Genomic DNA, 22,932 nt, shown 5'->3' on the forward strand with positions numbered 1-22,932 from the left:
TCACCGGTACCGAACGGCCCGCGGATCCCTACCGTCTGGCCACTATGAGCAGCCTCTCCCGGCCCGAGCCGGACCCCGGACAGTTGTACATCGACGGCCGGTGGCGCGATGCCGCCGACGGCGGGCGTCTCGACGTGGTCGACCCGTCCACCGGGCAGGTCGTCACCACGGTCGCCGCCGGCACCGGCAAAGACGTCGACGACGCGGTGACCGCCGCCCGAGCCGCACTTCCCGCCTGGCGCGACACCCCGGCCCGGGCCCGCGGCCGGATCCTGAACCGTGCCGCAGCGCTGATCCGCGAGCACGCCGACGAGCTCGCCGCCCTGGAGAGCCTCGACGTCGGCAAGCCGATCGGACTGTGCCGGCCGGTCGACGTGCTCACCGCCGCCGACGTCTACGAGTACTACGCGGCCCTGGTCCAGACCGTCGGCGGCGAGCACCGGACCGTCGCGCTGCCGGCACACGCCTACACCCGCCGTGAACCGGTGGGTGTGGTCGCGGCGATCACCCCGTTCAACTTCCCCCTGGTCCTGAGCAGCTCCAAACTCGCGCCCGCCCTGGCCGCCGGGAACACGGTCGTGCACAAACCCGCCGACGACACCCCACTGTCCGCGCTGTTCATGGCCGACCTGCTCACCGACGCCGGTGTCCCGGCCGGTGTCGTCAACGTGGTCACCGGTCGCGGCCCGGACGCCGGCGAGCCCCTGCTCCGGCATCCCGGCGTCGACAAGGTCGCCTTCACCGGCTCCACCGCCGTCGGCCGGCATGCCGCCGCCACCGCGGGCGCCGCCCTGAAACCGGTGACGATGGAGCTCGGCGGCAACGCCGCGAACATCGTCTTCGACGACGCCGACGTTGAGCGGGCCGTCGGCACGGTGATCAAGGCGTTCGTCTTCAACACCGGACAGTTCTGCATGGGTGGGCCGCGCCTGCTGGTGGCCCGGTCGCTGTACGACACCTTCCTCGGCATCCTCGCCGAGGCGGTGCCGGGCGTCCCCGTCGGCGACCCGTTCGACCCGCAGACGGTGATCGGCCCGATGGCCGGCGAGAGACACCTGGCCAAGGTGCAGGAGTACGTCCGGCGGGCCCGTGCCGAGGGCGCCCACGTCGTCACCGGCGGCGACCGTCTCGACCGTCCCGGCTTCTACCACCAGCCCACCGTCCTGTCCGGCCTGCCCGGCGACTCCACGGTGATCCAGGAGGAGATCTTCGGACCGGTGCTGACCGTCCAGCCGTTCGACACCGAGGACGAGGCGATCGCCCTGGCCAACGGCACCCCGTACGGCCTGGCCGCCGGCCTGCAGACCCGTGACGTCGCCCGCGCCCACCGCGTCGCCGCGCGTCTCGACGCCGGCATCGTCTGGGTCAACGACTGGGCCATGCTCGACCCCGCCATGCCGTTCGGTGGGGTCAAGTCCTCCGGGTTCGGCCGCGAGTACGGCCCGGAGGGGCTCGAGCCCTACACCCGTACCAAATCCGTCCTCGTCTCGCTGGAGGTCACCGCATGACCGTCACCACCGCGGCGGTCGTCGAGTCCGCCGGCGCTCCGTTCACCCTCACCGACGTCGTCCTGGACGCCCCGCGCCCCGACGAGGTCCTGGTCCGTGTGGTGGCGGCCGGCCTGTGTCACACCGACCTCGGTGTCGCCGCCGGCGCCCTGCCGTTCCCGCTGCCCGGGATCCTCGGCCACGAGGGCGCCGGCGTCGTCGAGGCGGTCGGTGACGCCGTCACCTCGGTCACCCCCGGCGACCGGGTGCTGCTCTCCTTCACCTCCTGCGGCGCCTGCGGAAACTGCCGCGACGGGCACCCCGCCTACTGCGCGACGTGGCTGCCGGCGAACCTGCTCGGCGGCCGCCGAGCCGACGGCACCGCCACCGTCACCCGCGACGGCCGGCCGGTGGGCGGCCACTTCTTCGGCCAGTCGTCGTTCGCCCGGCACGCCGTCGTCGACGAGCGCAGCGTCGTCAAGGTCGCCCCGGACGCGCCGCTGGACCTGCTCGCCCCGCTCGGCTGTGGCGTGCAGACCGGCGCCGGAGCGATCTGGAACGTGCTGCGGCCACGCCCCGGGGCCACCCTGCTGGTCACCGGCGCCGGCGCGGTCGGACTGTCCGCGGTGATGGCCGCCCGGCTCAGCCCGGCCGGGCGCATCATCGTCGTCGACCGTGTCGCCGCCCGCCTCGAGCTCGCCGTGCAGCTCGGCGCCACCGACATCGTCGACACCGGCGCCACCGACCTGGCCGGGGCCGTCGCCGACCTGACCGGCGGCCACGGCGTCGACGGCGTCGTCGAGACCACCGGCTCCGTCGGCGTGCTGCAGGCCGGCATCGGGGCTCTCGCGGTCCGCGGCACCGCCGTCGTCGTCGGCGCGCCCGCCTTCGGCACCACCGTCCCGGTCGACGTCAACCACCTGCTCCCCGGCCGTACGGTCACCGGCCTGACCCTCGGCGACAGCGAGACGCGTGCTCTTCTCCCGGTCCTGGCCGACCTGGTCGTCTCCGGCCGGATGCCGCTGGACCGGCTGGTTCGCCACTACGCCTTCGAGGACATCCGGCAGGCCGTCACCGACGTCGTGGCCGGCGACACCGTCAAGCCCGTCCTGCTGATGTCCCCGCCCTGACCGCTGCTCCCACGGCCCGCACCGTCGCCTCGCGTCACAGCCAGCCCGCCCGGCGCAGGGACCGGTACAGGACGGCGACGCTGACCACCATGAACAGGGCGACGCTCGGGTATCCGTAGCGCCAGCTCAGCTCGGGCATGTGGGTGAAGTTCATGCCGTAGACCCCGGCGATCGTCGTCACCAGCGCGGCGATCGCCGCCCACGAGGCGATGCGGCGCATGTCGTTGTTCTGGTCGACGGTCAGTTGGGTGAGGCGGGCCTGGAGCAGGGCGTTGAGCACGTCGTCGAGGGCGAGGATCTCCTCCATCGCCGCGGTGTGGTGGTCGGCGACGTCGCGGAAGTAGCGGTGGATCTCCTTCGGCAGGTCGGCGAACTGCTTACCGGCCAGCGCCACCAGGGGGCGGTGCAGGGGGAGCACCGCCGCCTTGAACCTCATCAGTTGACGTTTGAGCTGGTAGATCTGCTCGATCGCGACATCCGAGCCGGGCGTGAAGACGGCGGCCTCGGCCAGGTCCACGTCGGTCTGCAGCGCGCCGGCGATGTCGACGTAGACGTCGACCAGGCGGTCCAGGATCTCGTGAGCCACCGACCACGGGCCGCCGGCCAGCTTCTCCGGGATGCCGCTCAGCTCCAGACGTAGCGAACTGAGCTCCGTGACGGTGCCCTGCCGGACCGCGATCACGAAATGCGGGCCGACGAAGAGGCGCACGAAACCGGTGCTGACGATCTCGCTGGTGGCGGTGAGCCGCTCGTGCTCGGCGTAGTGGGCGGCCCGGACCACCAGGAACACCACGTCGTCGTACCGCTCGACCTTGACCCGCTGCTCGCGGTGCAGGACGTCCTCGACGGCGAGCGGATGCAGGCCGAACACCGCGGCCACGCTGGTGAGCGCGGCCTCGGTGGGCTCGTGCAGATCGAGCCACACGAACCCGCCGGCCCGCTCCCGTGCCAGCTCGTGCAACCGTGCCAGGTCGGCGGAGGCGCCGGGGCTCTCCACGGCGATCCCGTCGACGAACAGGTCGCAGCCCACGATCGCGGTGTGGTCGGCACGCCGGGGTGGCTGCCAGGAGCCTCGGATGTCCAACGTCGTGTCACCCCCGGAGGCAGCCTACTCAGCGGCCCGGACGGGGGACTCCCGCGATGGCGTGGATGGAGGGTGCCCGTGGTGACGGGCACCCTGCACCGCCGGGATCAGCCCGCCATGATGGCGTCGATGATGCCCTGCTGCGTCACGGTCGCGGAGTTGCGGTCGAACAGCGCGAACCCGTGCTGCCCGTTGTAGCCGTTGTCCCAGTACGCGGTGGCCGCGCCGTACTTCTTGGCGGTGGCGACCAGGGTGCGCGCGTAGTCCGCCCGGTACCGGTTGTTCGTCGAGTCGTAGGAGGTCTTGTCGATCGAGCCGTACTCACCGACGAAGACCGGGTATCCCTTCACGACGAACGCGTCGTACGTCTTCTTGAGCTGCGCGTCCATGAAGTCCTGCTGGCCCCACGTCGACTTCTTCGACGGGTTGGTCGCGTTCGGGCCCCACTGGGTGATGGTGCCGTCCTCGGTGCCGGTGAAGTCCCAGGGGTCGTAGTAGTGCACCGAGATCATGATCCGCTTCTCGGCCGCGGGGATGGCGGACGAGCGGTACTGGTCGGTGGGCAGGACGAAGCCGCTGCCCACGGTGTGGTCGATGTTGGTGTTCCAGCCCGGCACCAGCAGCCACCGCGACGTGTTGTTGCCGCCGGTCTGCCGCACGGTGTCGACGAAGACCTGGTTGTACGCGTTGATGTTGGAGTAGCACGGCTGGGTCGGGTTGCCGTACTGCCCGTCGAAGTTCTCGTTCATCGACTCGAAGATCAGGCGCCCGCTGTAGGTCTGGAACTTCGACGCCACCTGCTGCCAGACCTTTTGGTATTTGGCCTTGATCGTCGCCTGGTCGGCCGCGTCGCAGATCAGCCACGCGCCGCCGACCGACTTGTAACCGTCGCCGTGCATGTTGATCAGCACGTACAGGCCCCGGTCGTGGGCCAGGTTGACGACCTCCTGGATCCGGGTGAGCCAGGCGGCGTCGACGGTGTAGTTGGGCGCGGCCCCGATCTTGCCCAGGTAGGAGACCGGGATCCGGATCGTCTTGAAGCCCGCCGCCTTGACGCGGTCGATGAGGGCGCCGGTGACGACCGGGTTGCCCCAGGCCGTCTCGCCGGGGATCCCGTTGACGTTGGCCTCCAGCTGGTTGCCGAGGTTCCAGCCCTTGCCCATGTCGGCGACGAGCTGGCCGGCGGTGCCGGTGACCGGCCCGGTGCTCGGGCTCGTGCTGGGGCTGGGCGAGGCCGACGTGCTGGGGGTGACCGGCGGTGAGCTGCTCGGGACGGTCACGCCGCCGGTGCAGGCCGTGCCGTTGAGGGTGAAGGCGCTGGGCACCGGGTTGCTCGTGGTGAACGCGCCGTTGAAGCCGAACGACGCGTTGCCGTTGGTGCCGATCGCCCCGTTGTAGGAGGCGTTGCGCACCGTGACCGCGGCTCCGGACTGGGTGTACGAGCCGTTCCACAGCTGGGTGACGGTCTGACCGGCGCCGAACGAGAAGCCCAGGCTCCACTGGGTGATCGGGTCACCCAGGTTCGTGATCTTCACGGCGGCACCGAAGCCGCCCTGCCACTGGCTGGACACGGTGTAGTCGACCTGGCAGCCGGCGGCCGCGCTCGCCTGCAGCGCGACCGCGACCGAACCGCCGACGGCGACCACGGCCATCGCGGCCCGGACAGCACTTTTCGGGTTCGAGACATGGGGATGAGTTCCTCGAGGGGTCGGGAGCGCTCCCATTTGGGGATGGTGGCGACTCCGATAGCGAAAGGGGTTGATGAATACTATGCCGGATCCGACCGAGACGGGACTTCCCGGCCACGGGCTGATCGGTGGGACCGGGAGGAACGGCGACGCTTCCCTCAGGGGCCGGATAGCCTCATTCGAGCGGTCCGATCAGCCGATTGGGTGTCTGTGGCTTCGTTGACGATGGTGCCGGCTCGCGGCCGATGGTGGCTCAGAGCCGCCTTCGGGCTGGGCGCGATGCTGTTGATCGCCCAGGTCGCCGGGGCGGTTCCGGTGGTGCGCTCGTGGCTGGAGGGTCACTCCGGGGCCCGCGACCTCCTGCAGGACGCGGTGTACCTGCTGGCCGCCGCGCTCGTGCTGGCCCGCGCGCTGCTCGTCCGCCAGGACCGCGGCGCCTGGCTGTTGATGGCCGCCGGGCTGAGCCTCTACGCCGCCGGCACCGTCTACTGGATCGCCGTCGTCGTCGACCTCGACCCCACGCCGTACCCGTCGGTGTCCGACTTCATGTGGCTGGCGTACTACCCGTTCGCCTACGCCGCGGTGTTCCGGCTGCTGAGCGCCCGGCAGTCACGGATCAGGGCGTCCTCGTGGCTGGACGGCCTGATCGCGGCGGCCTGCGCGGCGGCGTTCGCCTCGGTGGTGTTCCTCAACGGGGTCACCGCCGACTCGTTCGGATCCGGTCTGACGATGCTGGTCAGCGTGGCCTACCCGGTGGCCGACATCGTGCTGGCCGGCGTGCTGGTCGGCTCGTGGGCGCTGAGCAACTGGCGCCTCGACCGGGTCTGGACGCTGCTGCTGACCGGCATGGGCATCAACACCGCGGCCAACGCGCTGCGGATGCTGGAGACCACGAGCGGGGTCTACATCCCGGGCGGCTGGACCGACGTGCTGTGGACGGTCGCGCTGGCCCTGATCGTCGCGGCCGCCTGGCAGCGCCCCCGGCCCAGCGCGGAGCGGCGTCCGGCGCGGGCGCTGGTCGGCATGCTGTTGCCCGCGGTGCTGGCCTACGCGTCGATGCTGCTGCTCTTCAGTGACAGTTGGCGCCACCGCGAGCTTCCCCTGGCCAGCAGCGTGCTCGCGGCGACCGCCATCACCGGGGCGATCGTCCGGATGCTGCTGACCGTGCGCGCCGTGGAGAAGCTCTCCGACGCCCGCCGGCAGGCCCGTACCGACGACCTGACCGGGCTGCCCAACCGGCGACGGTTCCTGGAGATCCTGCGCCGTGACCTGCCCGACGGCGACGGCAAGCCCTCGATGGCCGTCGCCATCATCGACCTCGACCGGTTCAAGGAGATCAACGACAGCTTCGGTCACCACCTCGGCGACCGGCTGCTGCAGATGGTCGCCGCACGGTTGTCCGAGGCGGTCGGCGACGACGGCGAGCTGGCGCGGCTCGGTGGCGACGAGTTCGGTGTGATCATGCACGACGCCGACACGGCGTGTGCGCAGAAGATCGCCCTCGGGTTGCTCACGGCGCTACGGCGGCCGTTCGACCTGGACCAGATCGCGCTGCACGTCGACGCCAGCATCGGCGTGGCCGTGCACCCCGACCACGGCGCCGACCACAGCATGCTGCTGCGCCAGGCCGGCAACGCCATGTACGCCGCCAAGAACGACCACCGCGGGGTGGCCGTGGCGACCGGCGTGGCCGACGACGTCGCCGGACGGCAGCGCCTGACCACCCTGGAGGAGCTTCGGGTCGGCCTGGACCGCGGCGAGCTGACCCTGCATTACCAGCCGCAGATGCACCTCGCGACGGGCGCCGTGACCGGGGTGGAGGCTCTCGTGCGCTGGGAGCACCCCCGCCGCGGCCTGGTCTTCCCGGACGTGTTCCTGCCGCTGGCCGAGCACGCCGGGCTGATGGGCCGGCTCACCCTCCAGGTCCTCGACATCGCCCTGGCCCAGAGCCGGGACTGGCGTGCCTCCGGCCTGAACCTAATCGTGGCCGTCAACCTGTCCGCGTCGAACCTGCAGGACACCACGCTGCCCGGGCACGTCGCCGACGCCCTGGCCCGGTACGACGTGCCACCGGCCGCCCTGCATCTGGAGGTCACCGAGGAGATCCTGATGCGCGACGCTGCCCGGGCCACCGCCGTGCTGGCCGAGCTGCGCGCCATGGGCGTCCGGCTGGCCGTCGACGACTACGGCACCGGCTACTCCAGCCTGGCCTACCTGCACGCTCTGCCGGTGGACGACCTCAAGCTGGACCGGGCGTTCGTCACGCACTGCGACAGCGATCCGCGCAGCGCCGCCATCGTCAAGAGCACCGTCGAGCTCGCCCACAACCTGGGGATGCGGATGATCGCCGAGGGCGTCGAGTGCGAGGCCGCACTGGACCGTCTGCGCGAGTGGGGCTGCGATCTGGTCCAGGGCTACCACCTCAGCCGCCCGCAGCCGGCCGACCGGTTCACCGCCTGGCTCGACGAGCGGCAGCCCCGGCGCGGTGCCGAGGCCGAGATCGCCCTGCACTGACGGCTCACTCCCTGCACTGACGGCTCACTCCCTGCACTGATGGCTCACGGCGTGCGCCGGCGCAGCCCGTCGAGGATCAGGGTCACCACGCCGTCGGCGTCGGCGCGGGAGCCTGGCTCGCCGCAGGCCACGCAGATGCCCTGCAGCGCCATCAGCACGGCACCCGCCCCCACGTCGTCGCGGACGGCGCCCTGTTCGACGCCCGCGGTCAACAGGCCGGTCACCGCCTCGCCCAGCTCCCGGCCGCCGTCGGCGAGCGTGCCGGTCCGGGTGGCCATGAGGGTGGCGAGCGTCCGCGCCAGGCCCTCGTTGCGGTGCAGGTGATCCACGAAGCCGCGCAGGAAGGCGGCCAGGGCCTCGGTCGCGGGCAGGGTGTCCCGCAGCTCGCGGGCCTGCGCGCAGATCGCGGTCAGCTCCTCGCGATAGACCGCCTCGGCCAGCGCCTCGCGGGTGGGGAAGTGCCGGTAGAGCGTGCCGACGCCGACACCGGCCAGCTTGGCGAAGTCGTCGAAGCGCATGTCGAAGCAGCCGCCGGCGAACAGCTCGCGGGCTTTGGCGAGCAGCGCGTCCCGGTTGCGACGGGCGTCGGCGCGCAGCGGTCTGGCGGTCACTGGGCGGCTCCTTTGACAAACGGAAACTGTCTCCATATTTTGAAGTGGAGACGATCTCCAGATTCTAGAGGGTGGACATGCGGATCCTGATGTTCGGCCGGGGCGTCATCGCCGCGGCCTACGGGTGGGCGCTCGACCAGGCCGGGCACGACGTCGAGTTCTACGTGCGTCCCGGCCGGGCGGCGGTCTACGGCGACACGATCGACCTCGACCTGCTCGACGCACGCCGCCGGCTGCGCGGGCGGCGTGTCGCCGAGTCGTGGCCGGTGCGCTACCGGGAGTCGCTGGAGCCGGGCCACGACTTCGACCTGATCGTGGTGAGCGTCCAGCACTACCACTTCGCCGAGGCCGTGGCGTTCCTGGCGCCGCGCGTGGGCAACGCGACGGTGCTGGTCTTCAACAACCTCTGGGTCGAGCCCGCGGAGGCGGTCGCCGCCCTGCCCGCCGACCAGGTGACCTGGGGCTTCCCCGGTGCGGGCGGTGGTTTCGGCGACGACGGGGTGCTGCGTGCCGCGCTGCTGCCCATGCTGTTCCTCGGGACCCTGGGCGGGCCGCCCACCGAGCGCGGGCAGGCCGTGCGCACGGTGTTCCGGGAGGCCGGGTTCCGGCTCCAGGAGAGCGACGACTTCCGCGGTTGGCTCCTGATCCACTTCATCCAGAACGCGGGGCTGCACACCCAGAGCCTGAAACAGGGTTCCCTCGCCGCGCTGGCCGGAAAGCCCCGGACCGTACGCGAGGCGTCCCTCGCCATCCGTGAGCTGCTGCCCCTCGTCGAGGCCCGTGGCGTGGACCTGCGCCGGCACCGGGGCTCCCTGCTGCCGTTCACCGCGCCGCTGTGGCTGACCGCGCCCGCGCTGGCCTGGGCCTTCGGGCACTTCCCGCCGATGCGTACCGTCATGGAGGCGCACGCCAATCCCGAAGAGCTGCGCGCGGTCTGCCGCGACACCCTGGCCGAGGCCCGTCGCCTCGGGGTGCCGGTGCCGCGGCTGGAGGCGGCCGAGCCCCATTTCGCCGCCGAGATGATCGAATGAGGCGGTGACCGACACCTTCACCGCCGCCGAGGCGGCCGCCCTCCAGGCGATCGACGAGCCGGCCATCGCCCGGGACCTCATGGAGGTCCTCGCGGTCCCGAGCGTCACCGGCAGTCCCGCCGAGAGCGAGTTGCAGCATCTGCTGGCCGCCCGCCTCGACCGGCTCGGCCTCGACGTCGACCTGTGGTCCATGGACCTGCCCACCCTGCGCGCCCATCCCGGGTTCCCCGGCACCGAGGCCCCGCGCCGGGAGGCGTGGGGACTGGTCGCGACGACTCCGGGCGGCGAGGACGGGCCGACCGTGGTCCTGCAGGGGCACGTCGACGTCGTACCGCCGGGTGATCTCGGGCAGTGGGGGAGCGACCCGTTCGTCCCGCGCGCCGACGGTGACGACATCCACGCTCGCGGCGCCTGCGACATGAAGGCCGGCGTCGTCGCCAACCTCGCCGCGATCGCGGCGATCCGGGCCGCGGGCCTGCGGCTGCCCGGGCGCATCGCCGCCCACTGCGTGGTCAGCGAGGAGGACGGCGGGCTGGGGGCCTTCGGCACGCTGCAGCGCGGGCACACCGGCGACGCCTGCATCATCACCGAGCCCACCGGCGGCACGGTGATCACCGCCAACGGCGGGGCGCTCACCTTCCGCATCGCGGTGCCCGGCCGGGCCACCCATGCCAGCACGCGGTACGCCGGGGTCAGCGCCATCGACGCCTACCTGCCCCTGCACGCGGCGCTGGCCCGGCTCGAGACCGAGCGCAACGTCGACGTCGATCCGCTGATGGCCGACTACCCGATCCCGTACCCGCTGGCCGTCGGCGTCGTCCGCTCCGGTGACTGGGCCAGCACCGTACCGGATCTGCTCGTCGCCGAAGGCCGCCTCGGCGTGCGTCTCGGCGAGGACCCCGCCGCCGCCCGGGCCGACCTGGAACGATGCGTCGCCGAGACGGCCGCGGACGACCCCTGGCTGCGTGAGCACCCGCCGACCGTGGCCTGGACCGGCGGCCAGTTCGCCAGCGGGCGCCTGCCGGCCGGGCACGCCCTGCGCGACCTGATCCGCGACGCGCACCGTGACATCACCGGAGAACCCCACCTGCAGGACCGGGGCGCACCGTACGGAAGTGACCTGCGCCTGTATGCCGCGGCCGGCGTGCCGACCCTGCAGTACGGGCCGGGTGACGTACGCCTGGCGCACAGCCCGTTCGAGAAGGTGTCGGTGGCCGAGACCGTCCGGGTGACCCGCACCCTGGTCCTGGCCGCGCTGCGGGCTGTCGGAGGCGCCGGCCGGTAGCAACATTTTCGCTCAGATTCCACCAGACATTGACGTCTGACGTATTTATTAGGTTTGATTCCTAACGGATTCCGTGCGGCTGCCACCGGCCGCACGGCCCGTTCCCCGAGGAGTCCGCCCATGCGTCTACGACTACTGCTGGCCACCGCCACCGTCCTCGTGCTCACCGCCGGCCCGGCCGCAGCCGTCGATCCGCCCGACCCGCTCCCCGCGGTGGGCGCCGGCACGACGTTCCTCGACCGGGACTCCTTCCTCGGCGGCTTCGACGATCCCGCCTGGTACCGGGCCAACATCCCGTTCCTCGAGGTCCCCGACCGGCAGATCCAGGACGTCTACTACTACCGCTGGAAGACCTGGAAGGAGCACCTGGTCTACACCGGGCCGCAATACGGCTGGATCTCCAGCGAGTTCCTGAACCCGGTCTTCTACGGTGCCCCCTACGGCGGCATCTCGGCGGCGGCGGGGCACCACATCAACGAGGGCCGGTGGGTACGCGACAGCCGCTACCTCGACGACTACATCAACTACTGGCTGACCGGCCCCGGGGCGGGACCCAAGCCGGCCGAGGAGTCGGTCAACCCGAACACCACCGACTGGGGTCACGAGTACAGCTTCTGGGCCGCGTCGGCGGTGTGGAACCGGTACCTCGCCAACGGCGACCGAGCCTTCGTCACCGCGCAGCAGTCCGCCCTGCAACGGTTCTACGACCGGTGGAACGTGCAGTACAACCCCGCCCTCGGCCTCTACTGGCAGGTGCCGGTCTGGGACGCCAGCGAACTGTCCGCCGCGTCCTACCAGTCCAGCGACCCCTACCACGGCGGCGCCGGATACCGGCCCAGCATCAACGCCTACCAGTACGGTGACGCCCGCGCGATCGCGAGCATCGCCGGCCTGCGCGGGGACACCGCCACCGCCGCCCTCTACCACGGGCGGGCCGCGGCCCTGAAGACGAACATGGACGACCGGCTGTGGGACCCGCAGCGCAACTTCTACTACCACGTCATGCGCGATCAGAACCCGGCACTGGCCAGACTCGACACCCGCGAGCACATCGGCTTCGTGCCGTGGATGTTCGACATGCCGGACGCGAGCCGGTCGGTGGCGTGGGCGCAGGTCACCGACCCGCAGGGCTTCTACTCCGGGTACGGGCCGACCACCGCCGAACGCCGCAGCCCCCAGTTCATGCGGGACGCGCTCGCCGGCTGCTGCCGCTGGAACGGGCCGTCGTGGCCGTACGCCACCTCGCAGGTCCTCTCGGGTCTGGCGAACCTGTTGCAGGACTATCCGGCGCAGCAGTACGCCGACAGCGCCGACTACGTCGATCTGCTGCGCAAGTACGCGCTCACGCAGTACCGCAACGGCGTGCCCTACGTGGCCGAGGCGCACCACCCGGACGAGAACCGGTGGATCTACGACGGCGCCGGCCACAGCGAGGACTACAACCACTCCACCTATGTCGACAACGTCATCTCCGGCCTGATCGGTGTCGACGCGCGCGCCGACGACGCCGTCACCGTCAAGCCGCTGGCCCCGGCGAACTGGGACTACTTCCTGCTGGAGAACGCCCCGTACCACGGCCACAACCTCACGGTCCTCTGGGACAGGACCGGTTCGCGGTACGGCCGTGGCGCCGGCCTGCGGATCTTCGTCGACGGCGTACAGCGAGCGGCGCAGCCGGGTCTGACGCCGTTGACCGTCGCCGTCGGGAGCCCGCTGGCACCGCCGGCGGGGGAGCGGGTGAACATCGCCGCCAACCCCCAGCGCCACGGCAACGGCTCGACGACCCCGTTCGCGTCCTACACCTTCACCGTCGACAACGCGTGGCGCGCCGTCGACGGCAACATCTTCGACGACGACGTCCCGCAGAACACCCGATGGACCAGCTACAACTCACCGAACGCCACCGACCATCTCGGCATCGACCTCGGTCGCCCGGTGACCGTCGACGACGTGCGGCTCTACTTCTACGACGACGGCGGGGGAGTACGGGTACCGACCGGCTACGAGCTGCAGTACTGGACCGGCGCGCAGTGGCGGACCGTCGCGAGCGGGACGTCACCGGCCGCCAACGGGCTGACCCGGCACACGTTCGCCCCGATCGCCACGTCCCGGCTGCGGGTGCTGGCGCCCAACCGGGGCGGCGGCGTCGGCTGGGGCCTCAGCGAGCTGCAGGTGTGGACCCGCCCCACCTTCAAGGTCTTCAACCGGCACAGTGGGAAGCTGCTCGCCGTCGCCGGCGCGTCCACGGCCGACAGCGCCCCGGTCCAGCAGTACAGCGACACCGGCACTCTCGACCACCGCTGGGAGCTGGTCGACAACGGTGACGGCTGGTTCCGCATCAAGAACCTGAACAGCGGCAAGGTCCTCGGCGTCGCCGGCATGTCCACCGCCGACAGCGCCCAGGTCGTCCAGTACGCCGACAACGGCACCGCCGACCATCTGTGGCTGCCGGTGGACGCCGGTGACGGCAACTACAAGCTGCTCAACAAGCACAGCGGCAAACTCCTGGCCGTCGACTCGATGTCGACCGCCGACAGCGCGAACGTGCAGCAGTACCGCGACAGCAACACCGCCGACCAGCAGTGGCAGCTGCGCCCGAGCGTCGGCCGCTGACCCGGCGGACCCGTCGGCGGCCGGGCGTGCCGGCACCGACGGGTCCGCTCACGGTTCGCCGTCCGAGTGGAGTCAGGTCATCTCACGCCGCGATCCGCCCGGCGCCCTTCGCCCGGTACATCGAGCGGTCCGCCTCCTGCAGCAGCTGATCCACCGTCGTGGTGGGGCCGCACTCGGCAGTGCCGATGCTGACGCCCACGTGCACGGTGTGGTCGCCGAGCTTGAAGGGCGAGCCGATGGACGTGGTGATCCGCTCGACCACGTCGTCCAGCTCCGCGCCGGCCGAGAGGTCGTCGAGCAGCACCAGGAACTCGTCGCCGCCGAACCGGCCGACCACGTCCTCACGGCGCAGGCAGTGCCGCAGCCGGTCGGCGACACAGACCAGCAGACGGTCACCGGTGTGATGGCCCATCGAGTCGTTGACCTGCTTGAACCCGTCGAGATCGAGGAACAGCACGACCGCGGGCCGGGCCTCCGTGCGCCGGCGTGCGAGTGCCGCCTCCAGGGATGCCACGAACGACGACCGGTTGGGCAGCCCGGTCAGCCGGTCCGACTGCGCCTCCCGTTCCAGCCGTTGCTGCTGGTCCCGCAGGTCGAGCGCGATGGTCAGCAGCGCGGCGCACTGGTTGACCATCTCCCGCCCGTCCTCGACCCGGTTCTCCACCGCGTCGACCAGGGCGAGCCAGCCACGGTCGCTGTCGCCGACCTTCGCCTTCACCACGAACACCGTCTCGCCGGGCTCCGCGGCGTCCAGCAGCTCGGCCGGCGGGAACGCCGTGGCCGTCGTCGGCCCGGGCGGGATCACCGGGCCCGGCCGCCGACGCCAGCCGCGCGTCCGTGTCAGCCGTCCGTCGGTCCGGCGCAACGCGATCGAACCGGCCGTCGCCGGCGTCAGCCCGAGCCACGACGGATCCTGCGGCTCGACGTCGCGTCGGTGCAGCAGCGCCCGGTTCAGTGTGTAGTTGACGCTGATCAGCGACCGCAGGTGCAGCTTGTCGCCGAGATGGGCGTGGGCCCGGTCCCGGCCCAGCGACAGCACGATGGCCTGCACACCGCCGCCGACCCGGGTGGCGGCCGTGGCGTCGGTGACGGGCATCTCGGCGGCGTACTCCTGGATCGCCCGGCACGCCACCCGCAGCGCGTCCGGGTCGGTGCTGCCGGCCAGCAGTGTCTGCAACTCGGCCACCGCGGCGCCGATCGCGGAGGTGTCCCCGGCGGACGCGGCCGTCAGCGCGTCGGCGGTCAGCCCGGCGGCCCGTACGCCCGTGCCGTCGGGCACCACACCGGCCAGGCGCGTGGCCAGGAGCCGTACCCCGTCGTCGTCTGCGCCCGGCTCGGGCAGCCGTTCGGCGAAATCGACGCACCCGCACGAGCTGCGCGGCACGAAACCGGTCGGCAGCAGGTGCGGCGCCGACGGCACGTCCTGCCCGTCGAGCATGCGCATCAGCAGATCCACCGCCCGCCGGCCCATCGCGTCCAGCGGCTGGCTCACGCTGGCCAGCTCGGCCCGCAGCAGACGCGCCTCGTCGATGTCGTCGAACCCGGTCACCAGGATGTCGTCCGGGCAGTTCAGCCCGCCTGCCGCGAGCACCTGCAGCGCGGCGATCGCGTTGCGGTCGGTCGCCGCGATCAGGGCGTCCGGCGGGCCGTGCCGCAGCAGGTCGGCGGCGTCCCAGGTGACTCCGCTCTCGACGTTGTTGTGCGCCGGCAGGAACACCCCCGGCTCCAGGCCGTGGGAGGCCAGCACGTCCAGGTACGCGTCGTGGCGCTCCCGGATGTCGCTCGCACCGAGATGCCCGGTGAAGGCGAAGCGGCGGCACCCGTGCTCACGGATCAGGTGGGTGACCACGGCCCGGATCCCGGCGCCGTTGTCGGACAGCACGGCCGGAAGGTCGCGCCCCGCGATGGTGTGCCCGACCAGCACGACCGGCTTGCCGGCCTGCTCCAGCCGGGCCAGATAGGCGGGATGCACGGCGTCGGCCAGGGCGACGAACCCGCTGATGTGGTCCCACGCGACCGGGTCGTCGAACTCCGGGTCTCCGCCGGTCAACGTCACGTCGGCCGCCGCGTCCAGCGTCTGGATCGCGATCAGCCGTCGCCCGTAGAACTCGGCCGCGGCCGCGACACCGGCGACCAGACTGCCGTAGTACGTTCCACCGACGAACGGCGACAGCAGTCCCACAGCCCCGGCATCAACCATGCCCGGGCTATCGGTCACCCCCGGCCCCACCTGAGTATTCAGCCGACACGACATCGGCCGGAGATCTTCACGCCCCGTCACCGGGAGCCATCGCGGCGACGGCGGCCCGTGCTGTAGCGCAGGGTAGTCGACATGGTTCGTACAGTTGTGGGACCAAGGGGTTCGCTCTCTGTGTCCCAGCTATTACTTTGCGACAAAAGTCCCGCACGGGCCATTGATCAACGATCATCGAAAAGTTGGTGTCCGGCCCGCCATCGACATTCGCCAGTCCTCACACACAGTTATCGCGTAGGCAGAACTGACAGGGGACGCAATGAGCGAGATCATGGCCGGACCACCGGCCGACTACGGAGCGATGATCATCGTCCTGGCGGCGGCGGGGGCGCTGGCCGGACTGCTCCGGGCCTACATCGCCCACCGGACGCGGCTGCACGCCGAACGCGAGGCCTCGGCCCGGGCCGCCGCGCGCGCCACGGGGCTGATGGGGCTCGCCGAACGGCACCGCGGCGTCGTGCGCATCGTGGAGCGGGACCGGGACGGGCACCGCGAGGTCGAGTTCGGCGACCGTGCGCCGATGCCCGGCCACGACCGTGAGGAGGCGGCGTGAGCATCCTGGACGGCACCGCGGCCCGGACCCCGGATCCCGACGACCAGCAGGAGGCCGGGCGGATCGAGGCCGCCCGCCTCAAGACGACGCACGACGAGGAGTTCCGCGTTTTCACCGAGGACAGCTACCCCGGAGTGGAGAAGTCACTGCGCTCCTGGTGCTACGACCGCGGACTCGTCGAGGACGCCCTGCACGAGGCGTACCTGCACGGCCGGGCGCAGTGGCCGAAGATCCGCGAGTACATCCGGCCCGCCGGCTGGATCATCCTCGTGGCCCGGAACAAGATCCTGAAGGAGCAGGCCCGGCGTCAGCGCCACGCGGCTCTGACCCCCGAGCACCTGCCGCAGGTCGCACAGCCCGACCCCGGCGACGCCTGGGAGGCCCAGGAGCTGCTGCGGGGCTGGCTGCACCAGCTCCCGCCGCGGCACGCCGAGGTGTTCCAGATGTCCTGCGACGGCTACTCCAACGACGACATCGCCCGCATCCTCGGCGTGGCCGACGTCAGCGTCCGCAGCTACAAGGCCGCGGCCCGCAGCCGGTTGCGCCAGCTCGCCGAGGCCGACGGCTTCGCCCGCTCCGGCCGCCACCGGCGCCCGGGAGGTGCCCATGGACCTCGATGACATCCTCGAGATGGCCGCCACCCACCGGCCGAGCCCGCTGGAGCTGGCCCGCGCCCGGCGACTGGCGCGGACCGTGCAGAGTGCCTACGACCGCGCCCTCGACGGCGGCTACGAGATCCTCGTCGACACCGACCCGGTCGACCCACTCACCGCCGAGGCCGACGAGGTCACCCGGATCGCCCGGGCCGCCCAGCTCGCGAAGCGGGGCACCATCACGTGGACCGGAGACGCCGGGCTGCCGGTGTGCTCGGACGAGATGGCCATGATCCTCGGATGCGCCCCGGCGATGCTGCACAACACCACGGTGGAGGTGCTCACCGAGCTGGTTCACCCCGCCGACCGGGCAACCGTCCGCTCCGCCGTGGAGACCGCGTGGCGTCGCCGCCGCCCCGGCGAGATCACCTTCCGCGTGGTCGATCCGGGGGCGCCGTCCGTTACGTGCGCTGCGACATCGAGATCCTCACCACCGCCGGGCGCCCGTCCGGCATGGCCGCCACCGGCGAGGACGTCACCGCGCGAGAGCTCGCCCACCGGGAACGGCACCGGCTCGCCACCCGCAACGAGATGCTGCGCGCCGACCCGGCCGCCACGGACCTCGTGACCGGCCTGCCGACCCGCGACTACTTCATCGACCAGGTCGACCGGGCCCGGCGCACCGGTGACGGCGTGCTCGTGGTCGTGGCGACCGAATCGGCCACCCGTCTGTCGACCGCCCTCACCGACGACGACCACGAGCGGCTCACCGCCGACATCGCCGCACTCCTGCGCGACGCCGTCAGCCCGGGCCTGCCCTGCGGCGTCGTCGGTCCCGGGCTGTGGGGCCTGCTCGTCACCGCCGCGGAGCACGGCACGGCAGCCGCCGACACGCTGGCACCCCGGGTCGTCGACCGGCTCCGGCGACACCTGTTCACCGTCCGGCAGAAGACCGTGCGCCTCAGCGCGTGGGCGGGCATGGTCCGCTTCGGGCCCGACGCCACCGCCACCGGGTTCGACCTGCTCATCGACGCCGAGGACGCCGCCCGCGAAGCACGCCGCGGGTGCGGAGCGGTGAACGTCCTCGATCGGCCGGCATCGAGCCACGACCGTACGGCCCGCTGCCGTTCCCGGATCCGGCGCGCGGTCGCGGCCGACCGTTTCGCGCTCTACGCCCAGCCGATCGTCGACCTCGCCCTGAACCGGATCACCCGCCACGAGATCCTGCTGCGGGTCCGCGGCACCGCCGGTGACCCGGTCGCCCCCTGGGCGTTCCTCGACGTGGCCGAACGGGTCGGCGAGATCCTCGCCGTCGACCGGTGGGTCGTCGACCACGCCCTCGAACTGATCGGCCAGGGCGCGCAGACATCGCACTACCAGATCAACCTCTCCGGGAAGTCACTCGCCGACCCCGGACTGCTCCCCTTCGTGACCGACGCGATCCGCCGTCACCGGGTGGATCCGGAATGCCTGACGTTCGAGATCACCGAGACCGCGCTGATCGAGAACCGCACCGAGGCGCTGGCCTTCGCCACGGGCATCCGCGAGATCGGCTGCGGGCTCGCACTCGACGACTTCGGGACCGGGTACGCCGCCCTCGCCTACCTCAAACACCTCCCGGTGGACCTCGTCAAGATCGATGGCGTCTTCGTCACCGACCTCCGCCGGTCACCCCCGGACCAGGCGCTCGTCTCCAAACTCGTGGAGCTGTGCCACCTGCTCGGGATACGGGTGGCCGCCGAATGCGTCCCCGACGACGAGACCATCGAACTGCTGCGGGCGTACGGAGTCGACTTCGCCCAGGGCTACCGGACGGGCCGGCCCGTCCCGTTCGCGGCAAGCCTGGAGCCCAGGGAGAACAGCATCGAGCTGGAACTGTGGCTACCGGACTCCCGGACCGCCATGGGCTGAGCGACCGGAGCACACGTCGAGCGCGTGTGCTCCGGTCCATCCCGCGAGCCGGAACGGCAGACCTCAGCCGTCGTGGGCAGCGCGGCGGCGCCCGCGACCACGAGGACCGGCCTCCGCTGGGGACAGTGGTCCCGTCACGTCCCGAGTCCCTTGGCGACGGCATTCTATGCTGACCGCAACATCGTCATCGACGGGGGCGCGCGTGGCAGTGGTGGTTCGCCTCCGTGTCCGGAAGGCTGCCGGCTTCGGCCCGCTCATTCAGTGGCTCCGTCACCTCGACGCCCGAATCCTCGCGCTGATCACGTGGGCACTTCGCCATGGCGGCGGTCCTGTTCGTGGGCGCGGCCGCGTCGCTCGTGACCGCCCTGACCGGGCGGGGGCGTCACCGGAACGGCCGGCCCCGGCCGGTCACGTTCACCGAGGTCGCCGGGCAGGAGAAGTCGGCCCGCTCGCCTACCGGCTCTCCACCGGCAGGCCGTCCGCCTGATCTCGCGCCACCCGTGCTACCTGCTACCTGCTACCTGCTACCTGAGGGGAACGAATGACACGCCGTGCCTCCGGGATCCTGCTGTTCGTGCTGGCCGTTCCGCTGCTGCTGCTCGGCGTCACCGCTTGGAGGGACGCCGACCGCGAGTCCGAGGTACGGGCCTGGCAGCTGCGACAGGCCGCCGCCGCACCCGATCCGGCCGAACGGGAGAGCTTCACCGACTACGCCGAGAGCACCCAGCGGCGCATCGACGACGCCGCGTACAACCGCACCATGCTGTTGGCCGCCGGCGCGGCCGGAATCCTCGGCGGCATCGTGGTCCTGACGACCGGCCGGGGCCGCCGTGAGACCCCACCCGCCGTCACCGCCGGCTCTTCCGCCGTCACCACCGGCTCTGCCGGTCCGGTCCCTGCCGCCGGCTCTGCCGGTCCGGCCGTCGCCACCGGCTCAGCCGGTCCGGTCCCTGCCGCCGGCTCCGCCGGTCCCGCCGTCACCGCGGGCTCTGCCGGTCCGGCCTTCACCGCTTGCGGGGCCTGCGGGCGGACGATCTCGGTCGCGGCGACCGCCTGCCCGCAGTGCGGCCACCCGCGCCAGCCGACCGTCCCCGCTCCCACAGCCGCGGCCGCGGTTCCCGTGTCGCGGACTCCGGCCGGCCGGGTGCTGCGAGCGTCGTATGCCGGCCTGATCGTGCTGGGCCTGGGCGCCGCCGCGGTGATCTACACGGTGTTGTTCGACAGCCTGTCCGAGACCCAGTTGGTACGCGTCTCCCCGTTTTGGATCTTCCCGGCGGTGTTCGGCTACTACGGCCTGGTCGCCCAGCGTATGGAGGCACGGCTGCAGGCCACCCACCTGGACACCGTCTCCGACGCGCTGCTGCGGGTCATCCGCGAGACCGGCACGCCGGGTCAGGTCGTGGCATTCCTCGTCCACGCCCCGTTCCTGCTGGTCAAGAGCCGCCAGCCCTGGGTGACCGCACTGGTCGGCTCGCTGATCTGGGCGATCGCGCTGACCCTGTTCTTCAGCGTGGTCTTCCCGACCCTCTGACCACCGCCGCGGTCCCGGCACGGTCGCGCCGCGGAGGAGACGCGGTCGCCTTGGGGGATGCGGTCGCTGGGGGAGACGCGGTCACGCCGCGGGGGCGACGCGCTCGCGGACCAGGTGCAGCATCTCGGTGACCGAGCCGGCCGGGTCGGTCACCGGGAACTGGACGGCACGGATCGTCGCGCCCGGGTCCAGCAGCAGCGTGAGCCGTTTGAGACGGTCGGTGCCGCCCGCCCGGAACGTGGGCAGCAGCAGCGCCGACGTCAGGCGGCCGTCGGTGTCGGACAGCAGCGGGAACGGCAGCCCGGCGTGCGCGGCGAAAGCGGCGAGTTGATCCGGCCGCTGCGTGCTCACCCCCTGGATGTGAGCGCCGGCCGCGGTGAAATCGGCGGCCCGGGCGGCGTACGTCGCGGATTCGAGGGTGCAGCCGGGAGCGCCGGGGATGTCGGACCACTGTGGCGGGAGGCCCTGGGCCCCGGGCACGAAGGCGCCGGGGAAGCAGTAGAGGACCGTCCATGCGCCCACCGCGGCAGGTGGCACCGGGACGCCGTCGTGGCGTGGCAGCGTCAGCTCGGGGATCCGGCGGCCGACCAGCGCGTGCGCACGGCGGGCCTCGGCCGAGTCGGCGGCCGCCGTGGCGGTGAGGGAGCCGTCGCCCAGGACGTGCCGGTCGCCCCATTCCTGGAGGGCGATCAGGACCGGGAGCAGGCCCTCACCCTTGGCGGTGAGCAGGTAGTCGTAGCGCGGGGGCCGGTCGGTGTAGCGGCGTCGTTTCAGGACGCCGTGCCCGGTCAGGGCGGCGAGGCGCTCGGCGAGGGCCCGGCGGCTCATGCCGAGTCCGCGTTGCAGGCCGTCGAAGCGGGTCACGCCGCCGGCGATGTCGCGAACGATCAGGAAGGTCCACCAGTCGGTCAGGACGCCGAGGGACTGGGTGATGCCGCAGTCGGCGTCGGCGGGGTCGACTCTTCTCACGCCCATCACTATAGTCAGTTCCATTATGAAACTAACTCCGTTCTGGCGCTGGTGGACCGCCGGCGCGACCAGTCACCTCGGCTCCGCGGTCGGCGGGGTGGCGCTGCCGCTGACCGCGCTGGTCGTCCTCGACGCGACGGCCTTCGAGATGGGCCTGATCACGGCGGCCGGCTATCTCGCGTACCTGCTGATCAGCCTTCCGGCCGGGGTGATCGTGCAGCGTGTGCCGCTGCGCGGCATGCAGGTCGCCCTCGACCTGCTCCGGTGCGCCGCCATCGTCTCGGTGCCGGTCGCCTGGTGGCTCGGCGTCCTCACGGTCGCGCAGCTCGTCGTGGTCGCGCTCGTGGTGAGCTTCGGCAACGTGCTCTTCGACGTGGCCAACCAGACGTTCCTGCCGGAGATCGTGCCGCCCGACCAGCTCCAGGCCCGTAACAGCCTCAACTCCGGCACCCACGCGGTCACCCAACTCGGCGGGCCGTCACTCGGCGGCCTCGCGGTGCAGCTGCTGGGCGCGGTGCCCACCCTGCTCGTCGACGCGGTCAGCTATCTGATCTCGGCGATCCTGCTGCGGACGCTTCCGGAGCGCAGGGTCGAGCGGGCGGCGCGACGCCCGCCGATGGTCACCCTGATCAAGGACGGCTGGCGGTACGTCCTACGCCATCCGATCATCGGCCCGGCCATGTGGGACGCCACCGCCACCAACTTCGTGTGCGGCGCGATGCTCGCCCTCTTCCCGTTCTACCTGGTCCGCGAACTGCACGCGTCGCCGCTGCTGGTCGGTGTGCTGCTCGCCGCCGACGGCCTCGGCACCCTGATCGGCGCCGCCCTGACCACCCGCTTCACCGACCGGGTCGGCACCGCCCGTGGCCTGATCATGGCGGCGGTCGTCGGCGTGGCCGGAGCGATGATCATCCCGCTGGGCACCGGTGTCGTCGGCTACGTGGCGTTCGCCGTCGGCAACCTGGTCTTCGCCGGCTCCACGGTCGTGCTCAGCGTGACCACCCGCACCTACCGCATGCTGGCCAGCCCGCCGGAGCTGCTGTCCAGGGTCATCGCCACGGTGAAGTTCGTGTCCTGGGGCGCGATCCCGCTCGGTGGACTGCTGGCCGGCGTGCTGGCGGGGCCGCTCGGCGCGCGTACCACCCTGTTGCTCTTCGGCGCCCTGACCGTCCTGTCGCCGATCATCTACCTGTCGACGCCGATCCGCCGGATGCGGGACCTGCCGCTCGACCCCGCCCCGCAACCCGCCGCGGCCGCCGGGTGATCTCGCGGTTGGCGGGTAGGAAGGGAGGATGGCGAGGACCGAGCTGCAGGATGCGATCCGATCACCTCCCGTACCCCCGTCTTCGGTCTCTCCATCGGCAAGAACGTCACCGCGACGCTCGCGCATCTGCTCGTCGCCCGCGGCCACCTCGGCTACGACAGCCCGATCATCGAGGTCCGGCCCGGGTTCGGCGCGCACGGCAAAGGCACGGCGACCCTGCGGCACGTGCTGCGCGGCCCCGGAGCGCGGGATCGCCTTTGCGCTGACGAAGACCCGCCTGACCGCGGGTTTCGACACGGTCCTGCCGGTCGTCGCCATGCTGCCGGACGCTATCGGTGCAGCTTTCCTTCAGACGGGCGGCACGCTGCCGATGGTGGCGCGGCCGAGTTCCCGAGAAGTCGAAAGGCCCGCCGT

At 71.8% G+C, this 22,932-nt stretch carries 17 protein-coding genes and 1 pseudogene; 13 read left to right on the forward strand and 5 right to left on the reverse strand.

What is annotated here, in order from left to right; genetic code table 11:
* The first annotated feature begins 44 nt into the window (after positions 1 to 44).
* Both ACQPZW_RS22200 and ACQPZW_RS22205 read left to right on the forward strand, forming a co-directional pair.
* Complete coding sequence (locus ACQPZW_RS22200; protein ID WP_433796842.1) at positions 45 to 1,508, forward strand: aldehyde dehydrogenase family protein; 1,464 nt, start codon at positions 45 to 47, stop codon at positions 1,506 to 1,508.
* Positions 1,505 to 2,617 carry an NAD(P)-dependent alcohol dehydrogenase gene (locus ACQPZW_RS22205; RefSeq protein WP_433796843.1) on the forward strand — a complete coding sequence of 371 codons (1,113 nt, stop codon included), beginning with the start codon at positions 1,505 to 1,507 and terminating at the stop codon, positions 2,615 to 2,617. Before ACQPZW_RS22200 ends, ACQPZW_RS22205 begins: the two co-directional genes overlap by 4 nt.
* Before the next feature lie 34 nt (positions 2,618 to 2,651).
* On the opposite strand, the gene ACQPZW_RS22210 is transcribed toward ACQPZW_RS22205, so the two are convergent.
* Together ACQPZW_RS22210 and ACQPZW_RS22215 are read right to left on the reverse strand one after the other, a co-directional pair.
* Positions 2,652 to 3,701: a magnesium and cobalt transport protein CorA gene (locus ACQPZW_RS22210; RefSeq protein ID WP_433796844.1), complete on the reverse strand. Its 1,050-nt coding sequence runs from the start codon at positions 3,699 to 3,701 to the stop codon at positions 2,652 to 2,654.
* A gap of 107 nt (positions 3,702 to 3,808) precedes the next feature.
* On the reverse strand, positions 3,809 to 5,353 hold the full coding sequence (locus ACQPZW_RS22215; RefSeq protein ID WP_433796845.1) for a cellulase family glycosylhydrolase: 1,545 nt from the start codon (positions 5,351 to 5,353) through the stop codon (positions 3,809 to 3,811).
* A 315-nt stretch (positions 5,354 to 5,668) separates the two neighbouring features.
* On the opposite strand from ACQPZW_RS22215, the gene ACQPZW_RS22220 reads away from it, so the two are divergent.
* Positions 5,669 to 7,903 carry a putative bifunctional diguanylate cyclase/phosphodiesterase gene (locus tag ACQPZW_RS22220; protein ID WP_433796846.1) on the forward strand — a complete coding sequence of 745 codons (2,235 nt, stop codon included), beginning with the start codon at positions 5,669 to 5,671 and terminating at the stop codon, positions 7,901 to 7,903.
* Positions 7,904 to 7,947: 44 nt separating this feature from the next.
* Here ACQPZW_RS22220 and ACQPZW_RS22225 read toward each other — a convergent pair whose 3' ends face one another.
* Complete coding sequence (locus ACQPZW_RS22225) at positions 7,948 to 8,514, reverse strand: TetR/AcrR family transcriptional regulator (RefSeq protein WP_433796847.1); 567 nt, start codon at positions 8,512 to 8,514, stop codon at positions 7,948 to 7,950.
* Between the two features lie 77 nt (positions 8,515 to 8,591).
* On the opposite strand from ACQPZW_RS22225, the gene ACQPZW_RS22230 reads away from it, so the two are divergent.
* The 3 genes from ACQPZW_RS22230 to ACQPZW_RS22240 all read left to right on the forward strand — a co-directional run bounded on the left by ACQPZW_RS22230 (position 8,592) and on the right by ACQPZW_RS22240 (position 13,443).
* A complete protein-coding gene (locus ACQPZW_RS22230) occupies positions 8,592 to 9,545 on the forward strand; it encodes a ketopantoate reductase family protein (RefSeq protein WP_433797593.1) in 954 nt (317 codons plus the stop codon).
* Positions 9,546 to 9,549: 4 nt separating this feature from the next.
* Positions 9,550 to 10,830: an ArgE/DapE family deacylase gene (locus ACQPZW_RS22235; protein ID WP_433796848.1), complete on the forward strand. Its 1,281-nt coding sequence runs from the start codon at positions 9,550 to 9,552 to the stop codon at positions 10,828 to 10,830.
* A 120-nt stretch (positions 10,831 to 10,950) separates the two neighbouring features.
* Positions 10,951 to 13,443 carry an MGH1-like glycoside hydrolase domain-containing protein gene (locus tag ACQPZW_RS22240; protein ID WP_433796849.1) on the forward strand — a complete coding sequence of 831 codons (2,493 nt, stop codon included), beginning with the start codon at positions 10,951 to 10,953 and terminating at the stop codon, positions 13,441 to 13,443.
* Positions 13,444 to 13,525: 82 nt separating this feature from the next.
* Here ACQPZW_RS22240 and ACQPZW_RS22245 read toward each other — a convergent pair whose 3' ends face one another.
* Positions 13,526 to 15,643, reverse strand: a complete 2,118-nt coding sequence (locus ACQPZW_RS22245; protein WP_433796850.1) for a diguanylate cyclase domain-containing protein — start codon at positions 15,641 to 15,643, stop codon at positions 13,526 to 13,528.
* A 313-nt stretch (positions 15,644 to 15,956) separates the two neighbouring features.
* On the opposite strand from ACQPZW_RS22245, the gene ACQPZW_RS22250 reads away from it, so the two are divergent.
* The 5 genes from ACQPZW_RS22250 (at position 15,957) to ACQPZW_RS22270 (ending at position 20,285) form a co-directional block, all read left to right on the forward strand.
* Complete coding sequence (locus tag ACQPZW_RS22250) at positions 15,957 to 16,250, forward strand: hypothetical protein (RefSeq protein ID WP_433796851.1); 294 nt, start codon at positions 15,957 to 15,959, stop codon at positions 16,248 to 16,250.
* Entirely contained in the window at positions 16,247 to 16,870 is a 624-nt protein-coding gene (locus ACQPZW_RS22255; RefSeq protein ID WP_433796852.1) for an RNA polymerase sigma factor, read from the forward strand. Before ACQPZW_RS22250 ends, ACQPZW_RS22255 begins: the two co-directional genes overlap by 4 nt.
* Entirely contained in the window at positions 16,857 to 17,471 is a 615-nt protein-coding gene (locus ACQPZW_RS22260; protein WP_433796853.1) for a PAS domain-containing protein, read from the forward strand. Before ACQPZW_RS22255 ends, ACQPZW_RS22260 begins: the two co-directional genes overlap by 14 nt.
* 350 nt (positions 17,472 to 17,821) lie before the next feature.
* Entirely contained in the window at positions 17,822 to 18,754 is a 933-nt protein-coding gene (locus ACQPZW_RS22265; protein ID WP_433797594.1) for an EAL domain-containing protein, read from the forward strand.
* A 541-nt stretch (positions 18,755 to 19,295) separates the two neighbouring features.
* Positions 19,296 to 20,285: a collagen-like triple helix repeat-containing protein gene (locus tag ACQPZW_RS22270; protein ID WP_433796854.1), complete on the forward strand. Its 990-nt coding sequence runs from the start codon at positions 19,296 to 19,298 to the stop codon at positions 20,283 to 20,285.
* Between the two features lie 81 nt (positions 20,286 to 20,366).
* Here ACQPZW_RS22270 and ACQPZW_RS22275 read toward each other — a convergent pair whose 3' ends face one another.
* Positions 20,367 to 21,254: a winged helix-turn-helix transcriptional regulator gene (locus ACQPZW_RS22275; protein WP_433796855.1), complete on the reverse strand. Its 888-nt coding sequence runs from the start codon at positions 21,252 to 21,254 to the stop codon at positions 20,367 to 20,369.
* 25 nt (positions 21,255 to 21,279) lie between these two features.
* On the opposite strand from ACQPZW_RS22275, the gene ACQPZW_RS22280 reads away from it, so the two are divergent.
* Together ACQPZW_RS22280 and ACQPZW_RS22285 are read left to right on the forward strand one after the other, a co-directional pair.
* Positions 21,280 to 22,518 carry an MFS transporter gene (locus tag ACQPZW_RS22280; RefSeq protein WP_433796856.1) on the forward strand — a complete coding sequence of 413 codons (1,239 nt, stop codon included), beginning with the start codon at positions 21,280 to 21,282 and terminating at the stop codon, positions 22,516 to 22,518.
* A 93-nt stretch (positions 22,519 to 22,611) separates the two neighbouring features.
* A pseudogene (locus tag ACQPZW_RS22285) lies at positions 22,612 to 22,689 on the forward strand (hypothetical protein); the annotation flags it as partial.
* Positions 22,690 to 22,932: the final 243 nt, after the last annotated feature.

The organism is Actinoplanes sp. CA-252034 (assembly GCF_050956125.1).
GTDB lineage: Bacteria > Actinomycetota > Actinomycetes > Mycobacteriales > Micromonosporaceae > Actinoplanes.